The 23,614-nt window shown below is 35.5% G+C and carries 15 protein-coding genes; 6 read left to right on the top strand and 9 right to left on the bottom strand.

The annotated features are described in order from the left end of the window. Nucleotides 1-131: 131 nt before the first annotated feature. On the top strand, nt 132-287 hold the full coding sequence (locus F6K06_RS34580) for a hypothetical protein (protein WP_375340276.1): 156 nt from the start codon (nt 132-134) through the stop codon (nt 285-287). A 252-nt stretch (nt 288-539) separates the two neighbouring features. Here F6K06_RS34580 and F6K06_RS18600 read toward each other — a convergent pair whose 3' ends face one another. From F6K06_RS18600 to F6K06_RS18580, 5 genes are all read right to left on the bottom strand, one after another. Next, nucleotides 540-1,562, bottom strand: a complete 1,023-nt coding sequence (locus F6K06_RS18600; RefSeq protein ID WP_287242734.1) for an AraC family transcriptional regulator — start codon at nt 1,560-1,562, stop codon at nt 540-542. A 576-nt stretch (nt 1,563-2,138) separates the two neighbouring features. Continuing rightward, on the bottom strand, nt 2,139-3,197 hold the full coding sequence (locus F6K06_RS18595) for a sucrase ferredoxin (protein ID WP_287242733.1): 1,059 nt from the start codon (nt 3,195-3,197) through the stop codon (nt 2,139-2,141). Nucleotides 3,198-3,590: 393 nt separating this feature from the next. Next, nucleotides 3,591-4,412 (bottom strand): ABC transporter ATP-binding protein, encoded by an 822-nt coding sequence (locus F6K06_RS18590; protein WP_287242731.1) that lies wholly within the window; start codon nt 4,410-4,412, stop codon nt 3,591-3,593. Continuing rightward, a complete protein-coding gene (locus tag F6K06_RS18585) occupies nt 4,409-5,452 on the bottom strand; it encodes an iron ABC transporter permease (RefSeq protein WP_287242729.1) in 1,044 nt (347 codons plus the stop codon). The genes F6K06_RS18590 and F6K06_RS18585 overlap by 4 nt, the downstream gene beginning before the upstream one ends. Further along, on the bottom strand, nt 5,449-6,486 hold the full coding sequence (locus tag F6K06_RS18580) for an iron ABC transporter permease (protein ID WP_287242728.1): 1,038 nt from the start codon (nt 6,484-6,486) through the stop codon (nt 5,449-5,451). The genes F6K06_RS18585 and F6K06_RS18580 overlap by 4 nt, the downstream gene beginning before the upstream one ends. A gap of 237 nt (nt 6,487-6,723) precedes the next feature. Between F6K06_RS18580 and F6K06_RS18575 the strand changes: the two genes are divergently transcribed. Then, nucleotides 6,724-7,872 (top strand): sensor histidine kinase, encoded by a 1,149-nt coding sequence (locus F6K06_RS18575; protein WP_287242726.1) that lies wholly within the window; start codon nt 6,724-6,726, stop codon nt 7,870-7,872. Between the two features lie 18 nt (nt 7,873-7,890). Then, nucleotides 7,891-8,322, top strand: a complete 432-nt coding sequence (locus F6K06_RS18570; RefSeq protein WP_287242737.1) for a sensor histidine kinase — start codon at nt 7,891-7,893, stop codon at nt 8,320-8,322. A 94-nt stretch (nt 8,323-8,416) separates the two neighbouring features. On the opposite strand, the gene F6K06_RS18565 is transcribed toward F6K06_RS18570, so the two are convergent. The 4 genes from F6K06_RS18565 to F6K06_RS18550 form a co-directional block, all read right to left on the bottom strand. After that, complete coding sequence (locus F6K06_RS18565; protein WP_287242724.1) at nt 8,417-9,478, bottom strand: hypothetical protein; 1,062 nt, start codon at nt 9,476-9,478, stop codon at nt 8,417-8,419. A gap of 84 nt (nt 9,479-9,562) precedes the next feature. After that, nucleotides 9,563-11,047 (bottom strand): TonB family protein, encoded by a 1,485-nt coding sequence (locus tag F6K06_RS18560; protein ID WP_287242722.1) that lies wholly within the window; start codon nt 11,045-11,047, stop codon nt 9,563-9,565. A gap of 219 nt (nt 11,048-11,266) precedes the next feature. Continuing rightward, nucleotides 11,267-11,674 (bottom strand): biopolymer transporter ExbD, encoded by a 408-nt coding sequence (locus tag F6K06_RS18555; protein WP_287242721.1) that lies wholly within the window; start codon nt 11,672-11,674, stop codon nt 11,267-11,269. Nucleotides 11,675-11,736: 62 nt separating this feature from the next. Continuing rightward, nucleotides 11,737-12,420: a MotA/TolQ/ExbB proton channel family protein gene (locus tag F6K06_RS18550; protein ID WP_287242718.1), complete on the bottom strand. Its 684-nt coding sequence runs from the start codon at nt 12,418-12,420 to the stop codon at nt 11,737-11,739. 1,150 nt (nt 12,421-13,570) lie between these two features. On the opposite strand from F6K06_RS18550, the gene F6K06_RS18545 reads away from it, so the two are divergent. The 3 genes from F6K06_RS18545 to F6K06_RS18535 all read left to right on the top strand — a co-directional run bounded on the left by F6K06_RS18545 (nt 13,571) and on the right by F6K06_RS18535 (nt 23,593). Next, the gene (locus tag F6K06_RS18545; protein WP_287242716.1) at nt 13,571-17,308 is read left to right on the top strand and encodes a beta-ketoacyl synthase N-terminal-like domain-containing protein; all 3,738 of its coding nucleotides are present in this window, start codon (nt 13,571-13,573) and stop codon (nt 17,306-17,308) included. Nucleotides 17,309-17,337: 29 nt separating this feature from the next. Beyond that, the gene (locus tag F6K06_RS18540) at nt 17,338-18,597 is read left to right on the top strand and encodes a hydroxymethylglutaryl-CoA synthase family protein (RefSeq protein WP_287242735.1); all 1,260 of its coding nucleotides are present in this window, start codon (nt 17,338-17,340) and stop codon (nt 18,595-18,597) included. A gap of 151 nt (nt 18,598-18,748) precedes the next feature. Beyond that, nucleotides 18,749-23,593, top strand: coding sequence for a polyketide synthase (locus F6K06_RS18535; RefSeq protein WP_287242715.1), 4,845 nt, complete (start codon nt 18,749-18,751; stop codon nt 23,591-23,593). The last annotated feature ends 21 nt before the right edge of the window (nt 23,594-23,614 follow it).

The following is a 23,614-nucleotide window of genomic DNA, read 5'->3' as shown; positions in this document are numbered from 1 at the left end:
AGTTAATTTTAGAGAAAGAATAGATCCAAATTTAATCAATAAAATTAATTCAGATCTGGTGAAAACTCAGGGTGAAAATCAGGAAAATGAAAGGGAAAAAAACCAAAAATTAGAAGAAATCAAGAATAGTCTTGGATCAAGGTAAATTAATCATAGATGGCACCTGTGCTCCCGCCGATCTCAGTTATCCGACGGACTTAAATCTATTAAATCAAGGCAGAATAAAAACCGAAAAAATCATAGATATTCTCTATAAAACCATCAAAAGTGATGGCCAAACTTCCTGAAACTTCTATGACTGCGATCGCAATGACCTTTTTAGTAATCAACCTTTCTACCCTCGCGGGAAGAGGCATTTTCTCTTTTTTTGTACTTTTTTGCTCCAAAAACTGTTTTTGCGGTGTATTTTATAATTTAAAGTTATAGTTTAATAAATGATGATAATAATAAGTTATAATCAGCTTTCTTTGAATCACAAATCAACCGTTCTAGAGATTAGTTTTGCCCTAAACTGATTTTTTTTTGCCTGTTTTGTAGATTTAGAAATTCAAACTCATTCTGTAATTTCTAGGAGTAATACCAAAATGTTTTTTGAAAGCATCACAGAACCGACTTGGACTTTTATACCCAACAGTTTGAGCTACTCCAGCAACAGTTAACATTCGCTCCGCTAAGAGATTTTTACCGCGTTCCATTCGGATTTTTTGCAAGTATCCAAATGTAGTTGTACCAAAAACTTCTTTAAAGCCTCGTTTAAGTTTATAATCATTAAGTTGTACTTTTCTCGCTAATTCCATTAGGGATGGTGGATTTTCTAAATTAGCTTCTAAGACAGATTTTGCTTGATGAATTCTTTCAATATCATCCGGTTGTAGACAACTAGATGAAATAATTTCTGACTGACTTTGTATTAGTTGTGTTAATTGTAAACTTATTAACTCTAGTGCCTTACTTTCTAAATAAATTTGTTTTGCTATACCTTGATATGGGCAATTAATAATTTGCTGTAATGCTTGCTGCATTGCTGGAGTTATTGCTCCAACATTCCTATGAAAAATTTGCTGTGAATCATTGGAAATTAATTCTTTTAGTTCAGTAGGCATTAGATCGAGTTGACTACTACTAAAATTTCTGAAAATATCGGGTTCTACAATAATTCTAATTCTCTCTAAATTTTCATTGGTTGGTAGTTCTTCTATTTCTTTTGTGCCTGGAAGAAAAAATAAATAATTTTCTCCACTTTTTTCAGAATAGTAGTCATCTCCAATTCCTTCTGTCCATACCCGATAACTTCCTGCAAGCTGGAAAGCCAAGATTAATGGCATAGAAGCATGATGTTGAATTTCTCGAGCAAAAGTATATTTTGCTTTTCCCCCACTAATCTTTATTTTTAGTCCAGGGCGCAGTTGGATTGTTCTATCGTATGCTGTTATTCCTAATTCCTGTTCGGCTTGAATTTTGAAAAAAGTTTCAAAATCCTCAGAGTAGGAAACAATTTTTCCTGTTTCTAAGTATTCTTGATATAGTGCTTCGGACTCTGTTATTGTTAAATATTTCATCATTTATGATTTCTCTTTTAGTAGTTATTAATTAGTAGTAAAAATGGAGAATGAATATATCTACTAATAGACATCTCCAACAATAAAAAATAAAATCAATTCTTATAGATAAATTATCAATTATTTCTCCCTGTTCCCAGTTAAGTGTTCCCTCTTTTCTGGAGATGTCTAATAATAAATCTAAAAAAGTTTGTTATGGAAAGCTTTCAGTTACTAAATTATTACAAGTGTTAGTAAACTGACACATCTAAAATGTTATGATATAAAATCCGGTTAAATAACCTCACTATCAGTTTAGTAGTTAGTAGAAGATATGCTCATCACTTATTTCTACTATTGTGAAGAATTTAACACTCAACTGCCTAGAAATCTTATGCATAACCCTGTAAATGTTTAGATTGTATGTGCAATTAAACGGACTTGATATGACATATTTTCAATGCTTTTGACAGAATAGATTATAGCAATCTAAGCTACTCTAAATTAATGCGTATTTTTAGCAGTGCTACATCAGTAAATATTAGAAGGTTTGGGAAAAATATCAAAGTATAAAAGTCAAGGAAGTCTCAGCAAATATCGTCAACTTACTTTTACCAAAGAACTCACATGATATTGCTTAACTGCTGTTAATTCCATATCATTACTCGAACGTAAGGCACTCATCACCTCACCATTAACTTCCACCTTAGCTTCATAAATTTTTTTCAAATTGCTATTATCATCAACAATAAATTCCAGTTGCACCAATGCCCAATTTGCTTCAGCTTTTGCTTCCTCTAAACTGAGATGTTTTAGTCTTTCTTCATCAAATGCCAACACTTTGCCTGCTTTGGGATACTTTAACCAATTCCAACCTTCTTGCATCCATATTTCCCGTTCGGCAATTTGGGCAAAAGAGTTTAAAGCTGCCCAACCTCGGTAATACTGGCGCAGACCTGATACTGAACCATTTCTCAATACCAGTAATTCGAGCATTTCTGGTTCTAAGTGTCCCCAATAACGACCTTCAGGCAGATCGACTAATGTTGGTGCAAACTGATGACCACCAAAATGACTACATCTCCAAACTCGTAAACTTCCTTGAGAAGTAGCAGCATATTCCGAACGCAACTTCTTATAAATAGGATAACCAAACCTACCACAAGCTACATCAACATTGGCATGAGTACAAACTAGCATTTCTCTAATTTGGCTAGTTTGTTGCTGATATTGCTGAAAATTTTCCAGTTCGTTTGGTTGTTGCTGTAGTTGCTTGAGCAAGGAAATTAGCAACTGACTCATCAGTTCATCAGGCACAATATATTCTTGCTTCTCATACTCGGCAAATAATTCACCAGGACGGTAATAATATAGTATGCGAGTATAACCATTCTGGGAATATTCGCGGTCCGGAGCGATCGCCATTGGTTTTAACTTCACCCCATCTTTTATTGCTTCGAAAATTAAACCAAGCACTGGTTTAAGTTGAGGATTTTCCATAAAAGCTTGTTCAGACCAAGGTTGTGCTATTTCAATAATTAACCAGTGGTCACAAGTTGATGCTGTACCAATGGGGTCTTCTCCATTAGTTTTTGATATCTCCGAACAAAAACGACACTCAGTGAGAGTGTTTTTAGTGGTTTGATGTAGTTGAGTCATTTTATTAATAGTGGGAGTATTCTGCTCCTTTATTTATATTTTGCTGCCTTATTTATTAGTAGTAGGAGCATTTTAACGAAATCATTTTTTTGTGAGTTTGTATTTTTTATATTCATTACAAGTAATGCTAACGCTTTCCGTCTCAAAAACAGGGTTGATCTCAGACATAGAAAACGTTTGCACAATAGTTTTCCGGAAAGCTCTGCGTTAGCAAAACTTACCGTATGCTTTTAGACTTTTTACTACACCAAACTAAATGAAAAGAATTATCATTTAATTTAAAATAGATTGTATAGAAATATTTATTATTTGTAAAGCTTTAATTAGGAACTTAATTAATTATTTATTATTGTTACTGAAAAATTAAGATTTGTATATTTCCTTAAATATAAATCACACTTTTTGTTTAGCTTTGCGTCCCATTGGTATACACATTGGTGTCCCAGTTACAGGGTCTTGAATAATTTGAGACTCTAGGCCAAATACTAAACGAACCATTCCCACTGTCATCACTTCCTCTGGATGACCCTGAGTCACGATTTGGCCATCCCGTAGCACAATCAAATTATCCCCATATCTACAAGCTTGATTCAGATCGTGCAAAACCATAACTATTGTCCGCCCCTGAGAATGATTCAAGTCGTAGAGCAAATCCAGAAGTTCAATCTGGTGGGCTAAGTCCAAAAAAGTAGTTGGTTCGTCCAATAATAAAATTTCTGTATCTTGAGCTAAGGCCATAGCAATCCAAGCCCGTTGCCTTTGGCCTCCAGATAGAGAATCCAGCGATCGCCCTGCCAACTCCAACAGTCCCGTAGTTGCCAAAGCTTGTTGAGTAATTTTTTCATCATCAATAGACCATTGTTGCAACCAATTTTGATAAGGATACCTGCCCTGAGCTACTAACTCTTCTACTGTCAAACCTTCTGGAGCAGCAGGACTTTGAGGCAAAATAGCTAATTGTTTTGCTACTTCCTTTGTTGATAACTTAAATATAGAATTACTATCCAAATAAACAGTACCGCTAATAGGTTTGAGCAATCTTGCTAAACTTTTGAGTAAAGTTGATTTGCCACAACCATTAGGACCGACTATCACAGTAATCTTACCTCTAGGAATTGCCAAATCTAAATTCAGCAAAATAGTTTGTCCATTGTTATAAGTAACAGTTAGCTTTCGAGTAGTCAAAGCACTTTTTGGGTTTTCTGAGTCGATCATTTTTGGCTCCGATACAATAAATAAAGAAAATAAGGCGCACCAATAATGGCAGTAATTATGCCACAAGGAATTTCTGTTGGGGCAAATAATATTCTGCCAATTAAGTCTGATAAGACTACAATAAATGCACCAATCATTGCAGCAGTCGGAATTAGACCTTCATGGGATTGACCTACTAACTGCCTACCTAAGTGTGGTGCGATCAACCCAACAAATGCTATTGCTCCTGCCGTTGCTACACAAGCAGCAGCTAAAGCAACACTTGTCAACCATAACAAACCGCGTCGCCAGTCAAGGGGAACACCTAAACCTCTAGCTACTTCCTCTCCCAAAAATAAGGCGTTGAGGTCTTTTGCCAGGAAAAATGCCAATGGTAAAAATATGAATAACCAGGGCAGTAATGGCCAAATATATTCCCAACTGCGACCACTCACACTACCTGTAATCCAAATTAAAGCTTGAGAAACACTATTTATTTCGCCGAATGTCACCATTACAGTAGTTAAAGCACTGGCGATGGTATTTAAACCAATGCCAATCAAAACTAAGTACATTGTTGAGTTTCTTTTTTCCCAAGCAAGTAGGTAAATGAGAATCGAAATAGCGATCGCTCCACCAAAGGCAGAAATAGGTATTGCAAATAGAGGAGCATTTGGTAACAGTACAATTACCACCACAGCAGCTAAACTTGCTCCAGCATTTACACCTATAATGCTCGGAGTTGCCAAAGGATTACGGATTAAGCTTTGCAAAATTGTTCCCGATACTGCTAATCCCATACCTACAGCTACTGCTACTAATGCTCGTGGTAAACGTAGGTTATTGACAATAAATGAATAATCTGTATTGCCTGTTTCCCAACCAATTATGGTTTTGAATACATCTAGTAGTGGTATCGGATATTCACCGACACTCACATTTAAGATCATAGTTACCAAGGTTAATACTACCAAGACCAACAAAACAATTGGTACTCGTCGCTCCACGCGCCATGAGATGGGAAATTGTTGAGGGCGAATAACTAACCAGCGTTCTTTCATCGTTTAATCTTTGATAAAGCTAAATATATAAAAAAGGGACCTCCAATTAAGGATGTCATTATTCCCACAGGAATTTCAATAGGTTTTAGTAACAGACGGGCAGCAATATCAGCTAAGAGTAACAAAATGCTACCCAAAATTGCAGCGTAAGGGATAATCCAACGATAATCAATGCCAACTAAGAGACGAGCAATGTGAGGAACCACTAATCCAATAAAACCAATTGCACCTGCTATTGACACGGAGCATCCTGCTAAGATTACTACACAGATAGTAGCACCAACTTTTACCCAAGCAACTTGTACTCCTAAACCTGTTGCTACATCTTCTCCTAATGTCAGAAGAGTAATTTGTCGTGCTAAGAAAAAAGCTATGGTTAATCCTACCAAAATATAGGGAAGCACTTGCAAAAATACATTTAAGTCTTTTCCTGCAACCGATCCAGCTAACCAAAATCGAATTTCATCCAACCTATTTTGATCGAGAATTAGTATTGCTGTAGTTAAAGAGCTAAGAAGAGCAGTTATAGCTGCACCCGCAATAGTTAGTTTGACAGGTTGAAGACCACCTTTACCAAGAGACCCCAACCAATAAACAGTTAGTGCTGTTACTATTGCTCCAAAAAAGCCAAAAGTAGGATAAATATTTGCTGAGTCGGAGCCAAAAATCAATCCTGCGGATACTACAGCTAAAGCTGCTCCTGCATTTATTCCTAGAATTCCTGGACTAGCTAGAGGATTTTTAGTTAATCCTTGCATAATACTACCTGCTACAGCAAGGGAAGCTCCAACTGACATTGCGATTAAACTGCGAGGTACTCTCAGAGTGCGGATAATTAGTTGGTTTGTGGAACCGTCGAATGCTGTAAATGTTTTGTAAACAGTTTCGAGAGGAATTTCTGCATCACCTGTAGTTATACTAATAATCAAGCAGATTATTAATACTAATATGCTTACCAGTAAACCTGCGGTTAGTAAACGCTGAGAGCGGGAGTTTTGTTTGGGTAATTGACTGACACGAGAATTTTTTTCCATTTGTTTGATTATTTTTCCAGACCGCAAGTTGTTTTTTTGTCTCCTCAAAATCTAAACACACTATTGAGAATAATTATTTATTATAAGGATGAATGTACTATAAGTATTTAACTTGAAAAATTCCTCAAAAGCCAATTTAAGGTTGATTCACTGTATTGACCATTATATTAAATTAGTTAATTATTTTTATCAATAACTTTTTATCATTAATTAATCCAGAAATAATTATACATTATAATGTCACTTAACCCAAATTTTGATTCCGATTCATCCCCATCTAGACCACAGCTATTTTTAAAATGGCTGCCTTGGTTATTACTAATATTATCATTGGGAGTAACATGGGTTGTCTGGCAAAGAACTGATAGAGTTTCTGTTAGTTCAACAGAGCTATCAACAGACTATGCAGAAAGGGAACTAGAAAAAATAAAGGAACAAAAGTCGATATTTATACTGGCCAATGGTTTAACTATTAGTTGTCTTTTGTTTGGTTTAACTTGGTCTATCACTACTACTGAATATCGAGCTAAAGCAATAGCTAGAGGAATGAACCACGAGTTATCTCATAAAGAACAGCAGTTACGAAGTATTATTACAAATGCTCCTGTTCTTTTGTTTACCCTTGATTGTCATGGTATATTTACCTTATTTGAAGGTAAAAATGTCAAACTAACAAGTCAAAAATTAGATGGAATATTAGGACTATCTATTTATGATGTCTACCGATACCAACCTCAACTTTTAGAAGCTAATAATTGTGCTTTGAGAGGAGAAAATGCTCAGGCAATTGCTCAGTTTGGGGACTTAACTTTTAATACTAGATGGTCTCCTTTAAAAGGAGAAAATGATGTAATATTTGGTGTGATTGCTGTTGCTACTAATATTACAGAACGTGAGAAACTGATAACTGCTCTACAAAAATCAGAAGCTAAATCAAGAGAAAAAGCAGAAAAACTACAACAAACTTTAAATGAACTTCTTGAGACTCAAAGTCAATTAATTCAGGCGGAAAAACTATCTAGTTTAGGTTATTTAGTAGCTGGTATTGCCCATGAACTTAACAATCCCATTAATTTCCTTCAAGGTAATATATATCCGGCAAATAATTATACTAAAGACTTACTAGATTTAGTTAATCTATATCAACAAAAATTTCCAATGCCAGGAGTAGAAATATTACAAAAAATAGAGGATATAGAATTAGAATTTCTGACTGAAGACTTACCTAAAGTATTAAATTCAATGAACATAGCAACTGAACGTATCTCTGAATTGGTTAAGTCTTTGAAAAACTTTTCTCGCCTTGATGAAGCAGATATGAAACCAGTAGATATTCATTCTGGTCTTGATAGCACTTTGTTGATTTTAAATCATAGATTGAAATAAAAGCAAAATTGTCCAACTATTCAAGTAAAAAAAGAGTATGGTAATTTACCTGAAGTTGAGTGTTATCCCGGTCAGTTAAATCAGGTATTTATGAATATTTTAGTAAATGGAATTGATGCTTTAGAAGAATCTGTATCTAAAGGAAAAAACTCTAATCCTGAAATTATAATTTTTACGGAATTAGGAAATGAAAAAATTGTCAGAATTAGAATAAAAGATAATGGACCTGGGATACCAGAAAATATTAAAAATAAATTATTTGACCCTTTTTTTACTACAAAACCTACTGGCAAAGGAACAGGTTTAGGATTGTCAATTAGTTATAACATAGTAGTAGAAAAGCATAAGGGTTTATTAAAATTTGTTTCTAGTCCGTTACAAGGAACTGAGTTTATGATTGAAATTCCTATTTTTCAAAGAAATTTAGAAGCTGGTAGAAGTAGTCAATAGTCAGTAGTTAGTAGTCAGCTATATAGAGCTTATTATTATCATTTTTTACGAAGAAAACATCATCTTTTGTCTCAAATTAAACTAAATGTAATTATTACTGCTTAATTTTTCCCTCAACCCAAGTTCCTTCAACTTTGGTACCATCAGCAAAAATATAGACTCCTTCACCATGTTTTTTGCCATTTTTAAATTCCCCTTCATAGCTTTCGCCATCAGCATATTGGCAAACAACATTACCATTAAAGTTACCGTTTTTTAATTCGCCTTCACAGCGATCGCCATTGGTAAAACTATAGACTCCCCTACCATCCATCTTGCCATTCCTAAATTCTCCCTCATAACTATTGCCATCGGCAAAATTCAGAAGTCCTTGACCCTCGGGTTCTCCATTCTTAAATTCTCCATCATAGCGGTTGCCATTAGCATATTCTCGCAGACCTTTGCCATGAAATTTACCATCTTGGAATCCTCCATCATAGCGACCACCTGCTGCAAATATATATACCCCTGTATCATTGTATTTACCATTAGCAAATTCTCCTTCGTAGCGATCGCCGTTGGCTAAAGTATAAACTCCTTTTCCATCCCTCTGACCATTACGCAACTGTCCTTCATATTTGTTACCTGTAGAATATTCACAGTAACCAGTGCTATTCAATTTTCCATTTGTCACCTCTCCTTCACAACGGTCGCCTTTAGCAGTAATAAACGCACCTTTGCCACTAGGTTGACCTGCTTTAAAATCTCCCTCATAACGGGCACCACTAGCAGAAACGAAAGTACCTTTACCGTCTAACTTACCATTCAATACTTCTCCCTCATAGCGATCGCCATTGGCAAATTCCCAAACCCCAGTGCCATTAAATTCACCATCTCTAAATTCTCCCTGATAACGACCCCCATCAGCAAAAGTATATGTTCCTTTACCATCTGGTTTACCATCAACAAAGTTGCCTTCGTAACTAGCACCATCAGGATATTTGCAGACTCCCTGACCATTTAATTTACCATTTTGGACTGTTCCATCACAGCTAGTACCATCAGCAGAAGTAACTTGTTCAGCAATAGCTAGCTGTGGTGAGATCACCAAACTTGTGACATAGCAACTAGAAGCTGCCAAAATAATTCCTAATTTTTTTTTGATTGAATTTATCATTTTAATGTTAATAAATTGGATTTTCATAACTGAATTTTTTTAGTAATTTATCTACTGACTACTGACTATTGACTACTCAAACAATCATCTCAACTGAAATTTGAGCGTAACTAGAACTCCTAGTTTTCCTCCATCCTTTGGGTCTAACTTCCATTCTTTTACTGCTTCCATTGCAGCTTCATCTAATATGGAATGACCGCTAGATTTTTCTATGTAAACATTAGTTACATTACCGTCAAAATCAATATCAATTCTTAACTTGGGGTTTCCCTCTAATCCTTCATCCCTAGCTAAACTAGGATAATCAGGTTGAGGACAATCAATGCAAGATACACCACCAGAACCGGAACCATCACCAGAACCAGAACCGGAGCTAGGTTTTGTAGGTCTCCCTCTTGAACCACCAAAATCTTGTAAAGGCGACCCTGCTGCTGCTAGTTCTCCACTACCAGGGTTGCCCGAATTTCTACCAGTACCATCTTCAAAGCTACCAAGACGACTCAAAGCATCTCCAATACCTGAGTTGGACTGGCCACTAGCATTAGGTTGAGTTCCTACTTCTCCAGGTAATGATGGACGAGAACCTTCTCCTGTATTATCAGAACTCAGGGGCGATCCAAATTGACTATTGCTATTACCAGGATTAGCAGAATTTGTAGCTACATCTCCAAAACTACTTTCTTCGCTAAGGGAACTACCAATATTTGAGTTAGTGGTATTAACACTAGGTTGAGTTCCTACTGCTGCTGAAGGTCTTGTCGGTGCAGACCTTTCTGTTTCAATGGGACTAGATAGGGAATTTTCTAGATTGCCAATGTCACTAGAGACATCCTCAAAATCACTTTGTTCGTTTAGAGAACTACTCAAGTTTGAGCTAGGTTCTTCAAAACTAGGTTGAGTTACTTCTGCAACTTCTGGTTGGGGAACTTCTGGAGGAATATTAGCTGCTATTGGTGCAGAAAAGGAGTCTGATGTTTCTGGAGTAGATACACTGTCTGGTTGTACCTCTGCTATAGAGTCTGGAGAAAAAGCTGCTGCTGATGGGTTTGGTTGAGCAATGGGTTCCGCAGCAACAGGTTCTGGTAATGGTTCAGGTTCTGGTAATGGTTCTAACTGTTGGGGTTGCTCAATGGGTTCCAGTGCTGTTTCTGTTGGTTGTTCGGGAGAAGAAGGTTCTACTGTTTCTGATATTGCTGTTTCCGTTGGTATTTCTGGAGGAACGATTTCCTGGGGTTGAGTAATAGCTGTTTCCACTGGTTCTGGTGGTATAACCTCTTGCTCTTCGACTATCTCTTCTGGTTCCGGTTCTTCTACTATTTCTTCTGGTTCCGGTTCCTCTACTTTTTCCTCAACTTCTGGTTCTGGTGGAGCTTCTTCTGGTTCTTCTACAAAAATTAGTTCAATTGCATCTTCCTCTTGTTCTAGGGGTCGATCCAACATTCCAGATATTGCTAATGTAAGAACTGCTGCGTGGAGGATAGTCGAACACAACAAACCATAAATGACGAACTTTTTTACCGTTCGTCTATCTTTTTGCTGTTGTTCTATACAAGTAATTGAAAGACTCATATCTCTTTAAAAATTTGATAATTTAACTCAATTTCTCCTCAAAACATAGAAAACATAGATAGTTTATTAGGGCAATAATTTACCCATTATTTCATTAATTGATAATTATTTAGTTTGAAAATTCTTGTACAAAAATGAATTTTTTTGTTTTTTTTCAAAAGAAAGAGCTTTTCTATGAGATTTAGTATTTTAATTCATTCTCAATTATCCATTAATGAACTATTTTGGTTTTTTAGTAGCGATCGCCAATTTTACTTCATCTATTTTTCGTAGTTGATCCATAACTCCTACTACATCACCATGGTCTACCTCTTCATCAGCTTTTATAGTAACTATAGATGTTTGATTTGGTAATACAAGTTGACGTACTGCTTTTTCTAAAGCATCTACTTCTATAAGTTCGCGATTAAGAAATACTTTCCCTACTTCGTCAATAGTTACAGTTATTTGTTCTGTTTTTTGAAGTTGAGAGGTAGAAGCTTTTGGTAAATTAACTGGTAAACCCTCTGAACGGGTTAAAAATAAAGTAGAAATGATAAAGAATGCCAAGATAGAGAATATAACATCAATCATTGGCAAGATATTTATCTGTGGTGCTACATCTAGATCGTCATCAATTAAACGCATAATTTACTAATTTTAATCTCTTAGTTATTTATGTTATTTCTTGCTGAAAATATTGATTTTTTTTAAGTTCTAAAATTGGATACTTCTAAGGATTTATTGGGAGTAGGCTTAAAGTTAAAATCTCCTCTTTCATAATGAATACGATAGAGAAGTTCAAGTTGACCGCCGTACTCTTGAATCAAAGCTATTTGTCGTTTATAAAATCCCCGAAACATATTGCTAAATACTAGGGTAAAAATAGCTACTACTAATCCTAATACTGTTGATGCTAAAGCTTCACTAATACCACCTGTGACTCCAGCACTACTACTACCACCAACGTCTCCAATATTTAAGGAAGCAAAAGAGGTAATTAATCCCAAAACAGTTCCTAACAAACCGAGTAGAGGAGCAACATTAATAATAGTGTCAAATACTGTGTTAAAACGACGGAGATTAGGAAGTTCTGCTGATGATGCACTTTCAAGAGCTAGACGCATTTCATCTGGAGTTGGTTGCTCTAGTTCTAAAGCTTCTAGAAAAATGCGAGGAAGAGGTAAGTCTGCATTTTGCTTAAGTATTTTGAGGGCAGTATAAGCATCTGTTCTGTATGTTTTCAATACCTTTTGCACCACTAAACTTTGCCGTTGCAAAACTTTAAACCAAAATAATCCACGCTCTATAACTAGAGCGATCGCTACAAGGGAAAACATTAATAGTGGCCAGGCGACAATACCTGCATTCGTAATAAATTGACTAACTTGCATTACATCTATAATTTAGTAGTATTTATGGACAATAGCTAAATGAAATTCAGTTTAACTATAGATTTACTAATAAATAGGAATTGATTCCAATAATTTTTTTGTAAGTTTTGAGAATACATAGAATAATTTTAATATTGACTTAAACTTTACTAAAATTATTCAGAATCTTTATTAGAATTTATTAGTATATATGTTGGATATCAGAACTGTAACTAAAGCCTAAAGCAAATTAAGGGTGACAAAAATTATGTATATTCACATAGTATTTAGTTTGATGTTTGTTTAAAACTAATTTTTTGATTATTTGAACTCAAGTATTTGTGGCTATGTTAATATAGATTTATTAAAAATAACTGTTAATTCAACAAAAAAATCCGTTTAAAGCAAAAAATCCGTTTAAGGCAATATTTATTTTTGTGCCAATAGCTGTTTTATAAAGAAAATATAAAATAAAAGTTGTTCTAACCTAGGAAGGTGTTATGAGTTTTGTAAACTTCTTAAGAAAGTTTATAGGCTATATTGTGTTCGCCAAAGCTAGCTGAAATTTTGAGGTTTCTTTTTGATCGCTGACTGAATTTACAGCGCTTTTCAAATTGATAAACCAGATCGTTATAAGCAAAACCCAGTAGGGATCGATTTCCGTGCCGGAATGCTCCGCAAACGTGAATCGCCCCTACCGTGCTTCACTCATATGAAAACTGCTTTAGGTTTGTTACTCAGGATAATATATAATAAAAACAAATAATTAATTTTTTATTAATAATATTTATTGATAGGAGTTGCACGATTGAAGCTAAGTCGTTAAGATAGTAAACTAATCTTATTGAGATGTTATATCAATAAAATAAAGGGTAAAGTATTATGGATATGGTTACGCTATAACACCTTCAGTATTGTGATATCTAGGTTTTTCTGGTACAAGATTATCTAATAGGTATAAACTTAGGTGGTTCAGATATGACAAATATTAGGGTATTTTTTTAAGAAATTTTATTAATTAATCTGTCATTTTGCTTATCTAAAAGCAAACCGCAGTATTTAAATTCGATCCAACTCTACCGCGAGGCAATCAAACCATAAAAAAATATATCTAGCAACAATAACAATATTTTGATTTAGAGATTCTTGTGATGAATATAAGGTTAATTTTATGAACCGAGAACAACAGGGTGCTTTTACTAATATTGCCATCATTGGTATGGCGTGTCGATTTCCTGGAGCTAATGACTACAAACAGTTTTGGCAAAATCTTGAACTGGGAGTCAATAGTATCAGTGAAGTTCCTTCCCAAAGGTGGGAAGTAGATAAATATTATTCTGCTACTCCTGAGCAACCAAACAAAAGTATCAGCAAGTGGGGAGGATTAATTGAAGGGGTAGACCAGTTTGATACCCATTTTTTTGGTATTTCTCCTAGAGAAGCAACAAGTTTAGACCCGCAACAGAGGATGATGCTGGAATTGAGCTGGTCTTGTATGGAAGATGCCGGCTATTCACCATCTCAACTATCAGGAAAAAATGTAGGTGTTTTCATCGGAGCTTGTAGTTATGATTCAATTCTGTTGATGAACAAAAACGAAGAAAGCATTGAGGGACATAGTGGTACAGGAACTTGGACTTGTATGATTCCCAATCGCATTTCTTCCTACTTCAACTTTCACGGCCCAAGTATTCCTATAGATACAGCTTGCTCAAGTTCCCTGGTAGCAATTCATTATGCTGTTAGTTCCCTGCAACAGTTGGAATGTGAAACTGCACTTGTAGGTGGAATCAGTGTGTTGTTTACATCTACAACATATATCCAAATGAGTCAACTTGGAATGTTATCTCCTACTGGACAATGCAAAACTTTTGACAGCTCTGCTGATGGTTATGTTCGGGGAGAGGGAGCGGGAGTAATTTTATTAAAACCATTAGAGAAAGCCATAGAGGATGGCGATCGCATTTATGGCGTAATCAAAGGGAGTGCGATAAATCACGGAGGTAGAGCTAGAACTTTGACATCTCCCAATGTTTATGCTCAAGCTCAAGTTTTGCGTTCTGCTTATACTAAAGCTAAGATTCCACCTAATACAGTATCTTATATTGAAGCTCATGGAACGGGTACACCCTTAGGAGATCCTATTGAAATTAATGCTCTCAAACGAGGATTTAAACAATTGCATCAGCAATATGGGTTAGGAAAGTCAAAAAAATCCTATTGTGGTTTGGGGGCAGTAAAAAGTAATATTGGACATTTGGAAGGAGCTGCGGGAATTGCTGGAGTTATTAAAGTTCTTTTGGCAATGAAGCATAAGAAATTGCCGACTATTGTCAACTTTAAGGAATTAAATCCACGCATTAATTTAAAAGATAGTCCGTTTTATATAATTGATAAAACTCAAGAATGGAAAAAGTTAAGAACAAAATCAGGTGAGGAAATTCCAAGACGTGCTGGAGTTAGCTCTTTTGGAATAGGTGGTGTGAACGCTCACACAATTATAGAAGAAGCACCAGTTCAAGTCAGAACTCGTAATGATAGGGTAGCTCCTCTGTCAGATGCAGATAATTTAGAACGTTCAATTGATTTATTAACTCTCTCAGCAAAAACAGAAAAAGCTCTTCAAGATTTAGTCGTTAGTTATCAAAATCATCTCGAAAATCATCCTGAATTAGAGATAGCTGATATTTGCTACACAGCCAATATAGGAAGGGAACAATTTGACTATAGACTGGCAGCGATCGCCTCTAACCGAGAAGAATTAGTAACAAAACTCCAAAAGTACAGACTCTCAGAGGAAGTAAGTAGTCTCTTTTCTGGAGAATTGTCCGATGATGTTGCAGTACCAAAAATTGCCTTTCTCTTCACAGGCCAAGGTGCTCAATATGTAGATATGGGAAGGCAACTCTATGAACAAGCGCCAGTATTCCGTGAAGCTATTGACAAATGTGATGAAATTCTTGGGAAGTTAGATAAAACATCTTTAAAAGAAATTCTATATCCAGCCAATAAAGATGATTATGATTCATCCCTACTTAACCAAACTGCTTATACTCAACCGACTTTGTTTGCTGTAGAGTATGCTCTGTATAAATTGTGGGATTCTTGGGGGGTAAAGCCGGATGCAGTTATGGGTCATAGTGTGGGTGAATATGTTGCAGCTTGTGTAGCTGGAATATTCAGTCTAGAAGACGGTCTGAAATTAATTGCAGCCAGAGGTAGCTTAATGCAGCAGTTGCCTTCTGGAGGAGAGATGGTTTCTGTGATGGCTTCGGAGTCTGACGTTAGAGAGGCTATCGCTTCTGTTCCTGAAATATCTATAGCAGCAATTAATGGACCAGAAAGTATAGTAATTTCAGGGGAATCTGTTGCGGTTAACTCAGTTGTTAATAGTTTAGAGAGATCAGGAATTAAAACCAAACAGCTACAAGTATCTCATGCCTTCCATTCGCAATTAATGGAACCGATGTTGGCAGAGTTTGAAGAAGTAGCAAATCAAATCACATACAATAATCCTCAGATAACAATCATATCTAACCTTACAGGAACAACAGCAGATAATAGTATTGCTTCTGCCAAATATTGGGTAGATCATATCCGTCAACCAGTGCGTTTTGCTCAAGGGATGGAAGCGTTACAGCAAGAAGGCTCTGAAATTCTTCTAGAAATTGGACCCAAACCAATATTATTAGGGATGGGACGCGAGTGTCTCATGGGAAGCAAAAAGCTATGGCTGCCAAGTTTGCGTCCAGGGAAGCAAGACTGGCTACAAATGCTGCAAAGTCTGAGTGAATTTTATATAAGAGGAATTAAAGTAGATTGGTTGGAATTTTACAGGGATTATTCTGATCAGAAGGTGGAGTTACCAACATATCCCTGGCAAAGAAAAAGTTATTGGATTAAAAATATTCCTAACAACAAAGTTAGTAAAAGTTTATCCGAACCACAATTATTAAAAACCCAAACACAAACAAATCGACAAAGAGGGCAGAAAGTCAAGATTGAATTATTAAATCTAGATTCAATGTCTGTAGCAAAATCATCATCAACAAGCTTTGTAAAACAACAAAAAAATACTGAAATTTTAGATTTACAGCAAAAAAATACTGAAATTTCAAATTTTCAGTCTTTAGTAACTAGGGATAACTTAGATTTTAATGAAATTAAAGAAACCCTGAAACAAAAGTTAGCTAATGCAATGTATGTAGAGCCAAGCGAAATAATAGAAAACAAGAAATTTATCGACTTGGGATTAGATTCTATTGTAGGAGTTGAATGGATTAATAGTATCAATAAACATTATGGATTGGATATTAAAGTAACTCAAGTATATAATTATCCTACTGTGTTGGAATTAACACGATATATTACTCAAGAGTTGTCAAATCAGAAAAAAGTTCCTGTGGAAGCTCCTAAAATTTTCCTGAAAACAGAAGCTTCTGAATCTAATGCTCAGGTAAATTTTTTAGATATTAAAGAAACCCTGAAACAAAAGTTAGCTAATGCAATGTATGTAGAGCCAAGGGAAATAATAGAAAACAAGAAATTTATCGACTTGGGATTAGATTCTATTGTAGGAGTTGAATGGATTAATAGTATTAATAAACATTATGGATTGGATATTAAAGTAACTCAAGTTTATAATTATCCTACTCTATTCAAACTGGCAGAATATATTAAACAAGAAATTGATTATCAAAATTTAACTGCTGCTCCTATAAAACAAGAATTACCCCGCAATCAAGTTGATGATTCATTGACTAAAAACATGGATTTCTCTAGTGAATTACAAGATAGTTTGATGCAAGAATTAGATTCAATACTTGAATGGGTAGCGCAAAAAGAGTTGTCTACTAAAGTGGCAAATCAAATGATTGAAAAGTTAAAACAAAAAGCTCGCGCCAATTAATATTATTTAATTTCTGAGGAGTTAAAGTGATGCAACAAGTAGGGATTGAAGCACTAAATGTATATGGAGGAATAGCCAAATTAGATGTACAAATGCTTGCACAAGCGCGTCAATTAGAAATGACTCGCTTCGATAATTTAATGATGAAAGAGAAAACGGTGGCGATGCCTTATGAAGACCCTGTTTCTTATGCAGTTAATGCTGCTAAACCAATCATAGATAGCTTGAGCGACTCAGAGAAAAAATCTATAGAAATGGTAGTAACTTGTAGTGAGTCTGGCATTGATTTTGGTAAATCTATGAGTACCTATATTCAGGATTATTTGGGGTTAAGTCGCATTTGTCGGATGTTTGAAGTTAAGCAAGCTTGCTATTCAGGTACAGCAGGTTTGCAGATAGCATTGAACTTTATTTTATCCCAAACATCTCCAGGAGCTAAAGCTTTAGTAATAGCAACTGATATATCTCGTTTCTCAGTTGCAGAAGGAGGGGAAGCTTTAAGCGAAGACTGGTCTTTTGCCGAACCTAGTAATGGCGCAGGAGCAGTAGCAATTCTAGTTAGCGATATTCCTAAAATTTTTCAAGTTGATGTAGGTTGCAATGGTTACTATGGTTATGAAGTCATGGATACCTGTAGGCCAAATCCAGATTCAGAAGCAGGAGATGCAGATTTATCACTTCTTTCTTATTTAGATTGTTGTGAAAATGCTTACCTAGAATATCAAGAGCGAGTAAATGGAGTTGACTACCAAAAAACTTTTAATTATTTGAGTTTTCATACACCCTTTGGTGGTATGGTTAAAGGCGCCCATAGAAGTATGATGCGCAAAATGAAAAAGGCTAAACCATTGGAGATTGAGGAAGATTTTCAAAGAAGGGTGATGCCGGGGTTAGTTTATTGTCAACAAGTGGGTAATATTATGGGAGCAACAGTGCTTTTATCTCTAGCTAGCACTATTGACAATGGAGAATTCGATCAACCTCGACGGATTGGGATGTTTTCTTATGGCTCTGGTTGTTGTTCAGAATTTTATAGTGGGTTTGTGACTCCAGAAGGAAAGCAAAGTCAAGCTCAACAGGGAATTTCTGCACAGTTGGCACAACGCCATTCTTTAAGTTGGAACGAATACGAACATTTACTTTATAAAAGTAGTGTAGTTGCTTTTGGAACTAGAAATGTAACTTTAGACTATGAACTTTTTCCTGAAGTCTGGAAACAGATAGAAGGTAAAGGTAGATTAGTGTTGAAACAAATTAAGGAATTTCACCGAGAGTATGAATGGGTGTAAGTTCTGCATATTTAAACTACATAGGAATTATTAGAGTAATAAGGCAAAATTAAAAGTTTTAAATAACGTCATATATGAGAACAGAAAACAAAATGGAAGTTTGACACAATCAATTTAGAATTCTTCTATTTATATAGAAAACATAAACTTTATGATAAATTCGATAATAACAGATACAGAAATAGTAAAACTTGTAGAGTTAGAGAAAGGGATTGTCCAAATTGTGATGCAAGATGAGGAAAATCACAATGTCCTTTCTGAGAAATTGATGACAGAATTGTTTCGATGTTTCCAAATAGTTAGCAATAACTCTACCTATAAAGTAGTCATACTAACAGGAACTAATCGTTATTTTTCTACTGGTGGTACTCGAGAACAATTAATGTCAATTTTTAGAGGAGAAGTTGAATGTAGCGATGCTTTTGAAATATTGAGTTTACCATTAAAATGTCCTATTCCAGTTATTGCTGCTATGGAAGGTCACGCATTAGGAGGAGGTTTAGCTCTTGGTTTATATGCGGATTTTTTGGTACTAAGTCGAGAAAGTTTTTATGCTAGTAACTTTATGAAATATGGTTTTACTCCAGGGGTAGGAGTAACATATATGTTGCCTAAGAAACTAGGAGAAGAATTAGGGCAAGAAATGACCTTTACAGCCAGAAGCTATAGCGGTCAAGAACTAGCAGATAGAGGTATTCCTTTTCCAGTTATGCCAAGGAATGAAGTGCTAAATTATGCAAAAAAAATAGCTAGTGAACTGGTAGAAAAGCCGAGATTATCTTTAGTAATTTTAAAAGAAAATTATATTTCAGAACTTAAAGAAAAGTTGCCTTTTGTGGTTAAAAAAGAACTAAAGATGCACCAAATAACCTTTCATCAACCAGAGGTAGAAAATAGGATTAAGATAAATTATGATCGATTAAAACTTAGCAGTACGCCACACAATGTTACAGAAATTAGTCGGGAGATAGAAACTGATTTTGCATCTCAAGGAGAGACAATTCAACATCAACAGGAAATATTATTAAATAAATTACAATCAGGTGAAGTTTCTTTAAAGAATGCCAAGGAACTATTTCGGGGGATTATTGGAGAAGAAAAAGCTCCGAAGAATATAATTGACTCCAGGAAAACTAATAGGATAAATACAGAAAATACAGAGGATATATTATCTTTATTAAGTTCGGGAGAAATGTCTTTAAACAATGCTAAGAACATTTTCCGAGCAGAAATTGCAGAACTAAAGTCGGAAAAAGATAGGGTTCTGTCTACCTCAAAGGATATAACAAATTCCAGGCAAACTAATAGGATAAACACAGAAAAATCAGAGGATGTATTATCTTTATTGAGTTCGGGAGAAATGTCTTTAGACAATGCTAAGAACATTTTCCGAGCAGAAATTGCAGAACTAAAGTCAAAAAAAGATAGGGTTCTCTCTACCTCAAATGATATAACTAAAACCCGGAAAACTAATAGGATAAATACAGAAAAATCAGAGGATGTATTATCTTTATTAAGTTCGGGAGAAATGTCTTTAGATAATGCCAAGAACATTTTCCGGTCAGAAATTGCAGAACTAAAGTCAAAAAAAGATAGGGTTCTGTCTACTTCAATTGATAATACAGATATAGCAATTGTTGGAATGTCATGTCGATACCCAGGTGCAAGAAACTGGAAAGAATTTTGGGACAATTTAAAGAATGGAGTTGACAGTGTAACAGAAGTTCCTCCCGGAAGATGGGAAGAAAAAAACTGGTATCATTCAGACCCAGAACATCCAGGTACTTCCTATTCAAAATGTGCTGGTTTTTTAGATGAAGTTGAAAAATTTGACCCTTTATTCTTTCAAATTTCTCCCGATGAAGCTCAGTTTATGGAGCCTCAACAAAGAATATTTTTAGAAGAAGCTTATCATGCTATAGAGGATGCTGGATATGCTACTGATTCTCTCAAAGGTAAACAATATGGAGTGTTTGTTGGAGCATCAACAAATGGTGATTATAGCAAGTTATTGTCAATTTCTGGATTAGATACCAATAGAATGGCACTGACAGGAAATATTCTGTCCGTTATACCAGCAAGAATTGCCTATTTACTTGACTTGCGCGGGCCAGTAGTAGCTATTGATACTGCTTGCTCGTCGTCATTAGTAGCTGTTCATCAAGCTTGTGAAAGCATACAACGGGGAGAGAGCGAAATGGCGATCGCTGGTGGTATTACTGTTCTGTCAACAGCAGACTTGCAAATAGTAACGAGCCAGTTTCAAATGGTGTCTCCTGAAGGACGTTGTAAAACTTTTGATGCTTCAGCGTCAGGTACAGTTTGGAGCGAAGGTTGTGGTGTTGTCTTATTGAAAAGGTATAGTCAAGCGATTCAAGATAACGACCATATATATGGAGTGATTAAGGCAACAGGAGTTAATTATGATGGTAATACTAACGGTATTAGTGCCCCTAGTAGTCAATCTCAAGCTAGCTTAGAAGAAGCAGTTTATCAGAAATTTGGCATTAACCCAGAAACTATTAGTTATGTAGAAGCTCACGGTACAGCAACACCTCTAGGTGATCCAATAGAAGTAGAAGCTTTAACAGAAACATTTTCTAAGTGGACAAACAAGAAAAAGTTTTGTGCGATTGGATCGGTAAAGACTAATATTGGTCATTCCGCTGCTGCTGCCGGAGTTTCTGGTTTAATCAAGACAATTTTGTGTCTCAAAAACCAGAAGTTAGTTCCTTCGCTACATTTTAATCAACCAAATCCACATATTAATTTTGAAAATAGCCCATTTTATGTCAATACAGAATTGAAAAATTGGGAAGCACTTCAAGATAAACCAAGGCGAGCTGCGGTTAGCTCTTTTGGTTTTAGTGGCACTAATGCTCATGTAGTTGTAGAAGAAGCACCACTAGAAATCAGAAGTCAGAAGTCAGAAGTCAGAAGTGATAATAGTGCAGTTTCTTTGCAAGAAGTAAATTATTCAGAACGTTCGTTGCATTTATTAACTTTCTCAGCTAAAACAGAAACGGCTCTTTCTGAGTTGGTTTTTAGTTATCAAAATTATCTAAGAGAAGACAATAATGACAGTAAGTTAGCAGATATTTGCTACACAGCTAATACTGGACGTACCCACTTTAACCAGAGATTAGCAGTCATTGCTTCTAACAAAAAAGAATTAGAAGAAAAACTCCGAGAATACAAAGCAGGGACGTTGCATGCAACGTCCGTACCAGGAATTTGTTCGGGAAAACTGCCCAACAATAATGCTAAACCTAAAATCGCCTTTTTATTCACAGGGCAAGGTTCCCAATATGTAAATATGGGGAGGCAACTTTATCAGGAATCATCAGTATTCCGAGAAGCTGTTAATAAATGTGACGAAATCTTAGGCACATTGCATACAACCTCCCTACTAGAAATTCTCTATCCTGAAGACATAAACGCATCCAACTCATCCATATTAAATCAAACTGCTTATACCCAACCTACTCTATTTGCTATAGAATATGCTCTAGCAGAACTATGGCAATCCTGGGGAATCAAACCAGATATAGTCATGGGTCATAGTGTGGGAGAATATGTAGCAGCAACAGTAGCAGGAATTTTCAGTTTAGAAGATGGTCTGAAACTGATTGCCGAGCGAGGACGGTTGATGCAACAGTTACCTCCAGGTGGTGATATGTTTGCTGTGATGGCATCAGAGTCAAGAGTTCAAACATTTATAGCTCGGTATCCCGAAATAGCTATTGCAGCAATAAATGGGCTAGAAAGCATCGTTATTTCTGGAGAGTCAACTGTACTCAGAGCTGTTGTTAGTAGTTTAGAAACTGAGGGAATCAAAACTAAACAACTAGAGGTATCCCATGCTTTCCATTCACCATTAATGGAACCTATGTTGGCAGAGTTTGAAGCAGTAGCTAATCAACTCACCTATAGTAAACCCAAAATACCAATAATATCAAACCTAACAGGAACAGTAGTAGATGATAGTATCGCTTCAGTTGCTACCTCACCTGGAAGGAACGGTGATATGCCAGCAAAGAGATGGGTAAATCATGTACGCCAACCAGTGCTGTTTGCCCAAGGGATTGAAACTTTGTATAAACAAGATACTGAAATTTTCCTGGAGATTGGGCCTAAACCAATATTATTAGGGATGGGAAGGCGATGTTTAGCAGATGATATAGGTGTGTGGTTGCCATCATTGCGTCCTGGAGTAGATGAATGGCAACAGATGTTATCCAGTTTAGGAGAGTTGTATGTACGGGGAGCTAAAATAGATTGGGTGGCAGTTGACAAAGATTATACTTGTCAGAAAGTGACATTGCCAACTTATCCATTTCAACGACAACGATATTGGGTGGAAACAGCAACTGTTGATTCTTCCCATAATACCCAAAGTATGATGGTTTCTAGTGGCCATCAAAATAATATTCAAAGTTTAATTAATTATTTAAAAACAACTACAGAATTTTCAGATTCAGAATTACAATTATTTGATAAAATAGAAAATATCTTAGAAAATAATTCTGTGACGCAAGTAGAGGATTTAGAAAAACTAAAAACGGATTCAGAGTTGATCCATATTTTAGAGAAAACTCCTCAAAAAGAACGTCTACCTTTTTTAATTAATTACTTACAAAATCAAATTGCTAGTGTTTTAAAATTGCCATCTTCACAACTACCAGACCCAGAAATAGGTTTTTTTGAAATGGGTATGGATTCGTTGATGATTATAGAGTTAAAGAAAAGACTGGAAAAAACATTGTTAGTTACTCTGTCTGATACTTTAGCTTTTAATTACCCTAATATTTCATCTTTATCTAGTTATATACTTGAGGATTTATTGGGGTACGCTAAAACAGAAAATAAAGAAATAAAAGAAACTCAAAATAATAATACTATTGACGATTTTTCACAAATAGAAGAATTGTCAGAAGATGAACTAGAAGATTCAATACTTCAAGAAATTCTCGAAGTAGAAACACTTTTAAAATAAATTAATTTTTTTTTAAAATAA

This window comes from Okeania sp. SIO1H4 (genome assembly GCF_010672695.1).
Classification (GTDB): domain Bacteria; phylum Cyanobacteriota; class Cyanobacteriia; order Cyanobacteriales; family Microcoleaceae; genus Okeania; species Okeania hirsuta.
The sequence above is the reverse complement of the archived record's forward strand: the minus strand, read 5'-3'. Positions and strand labels throughout refer to the sequence as shown.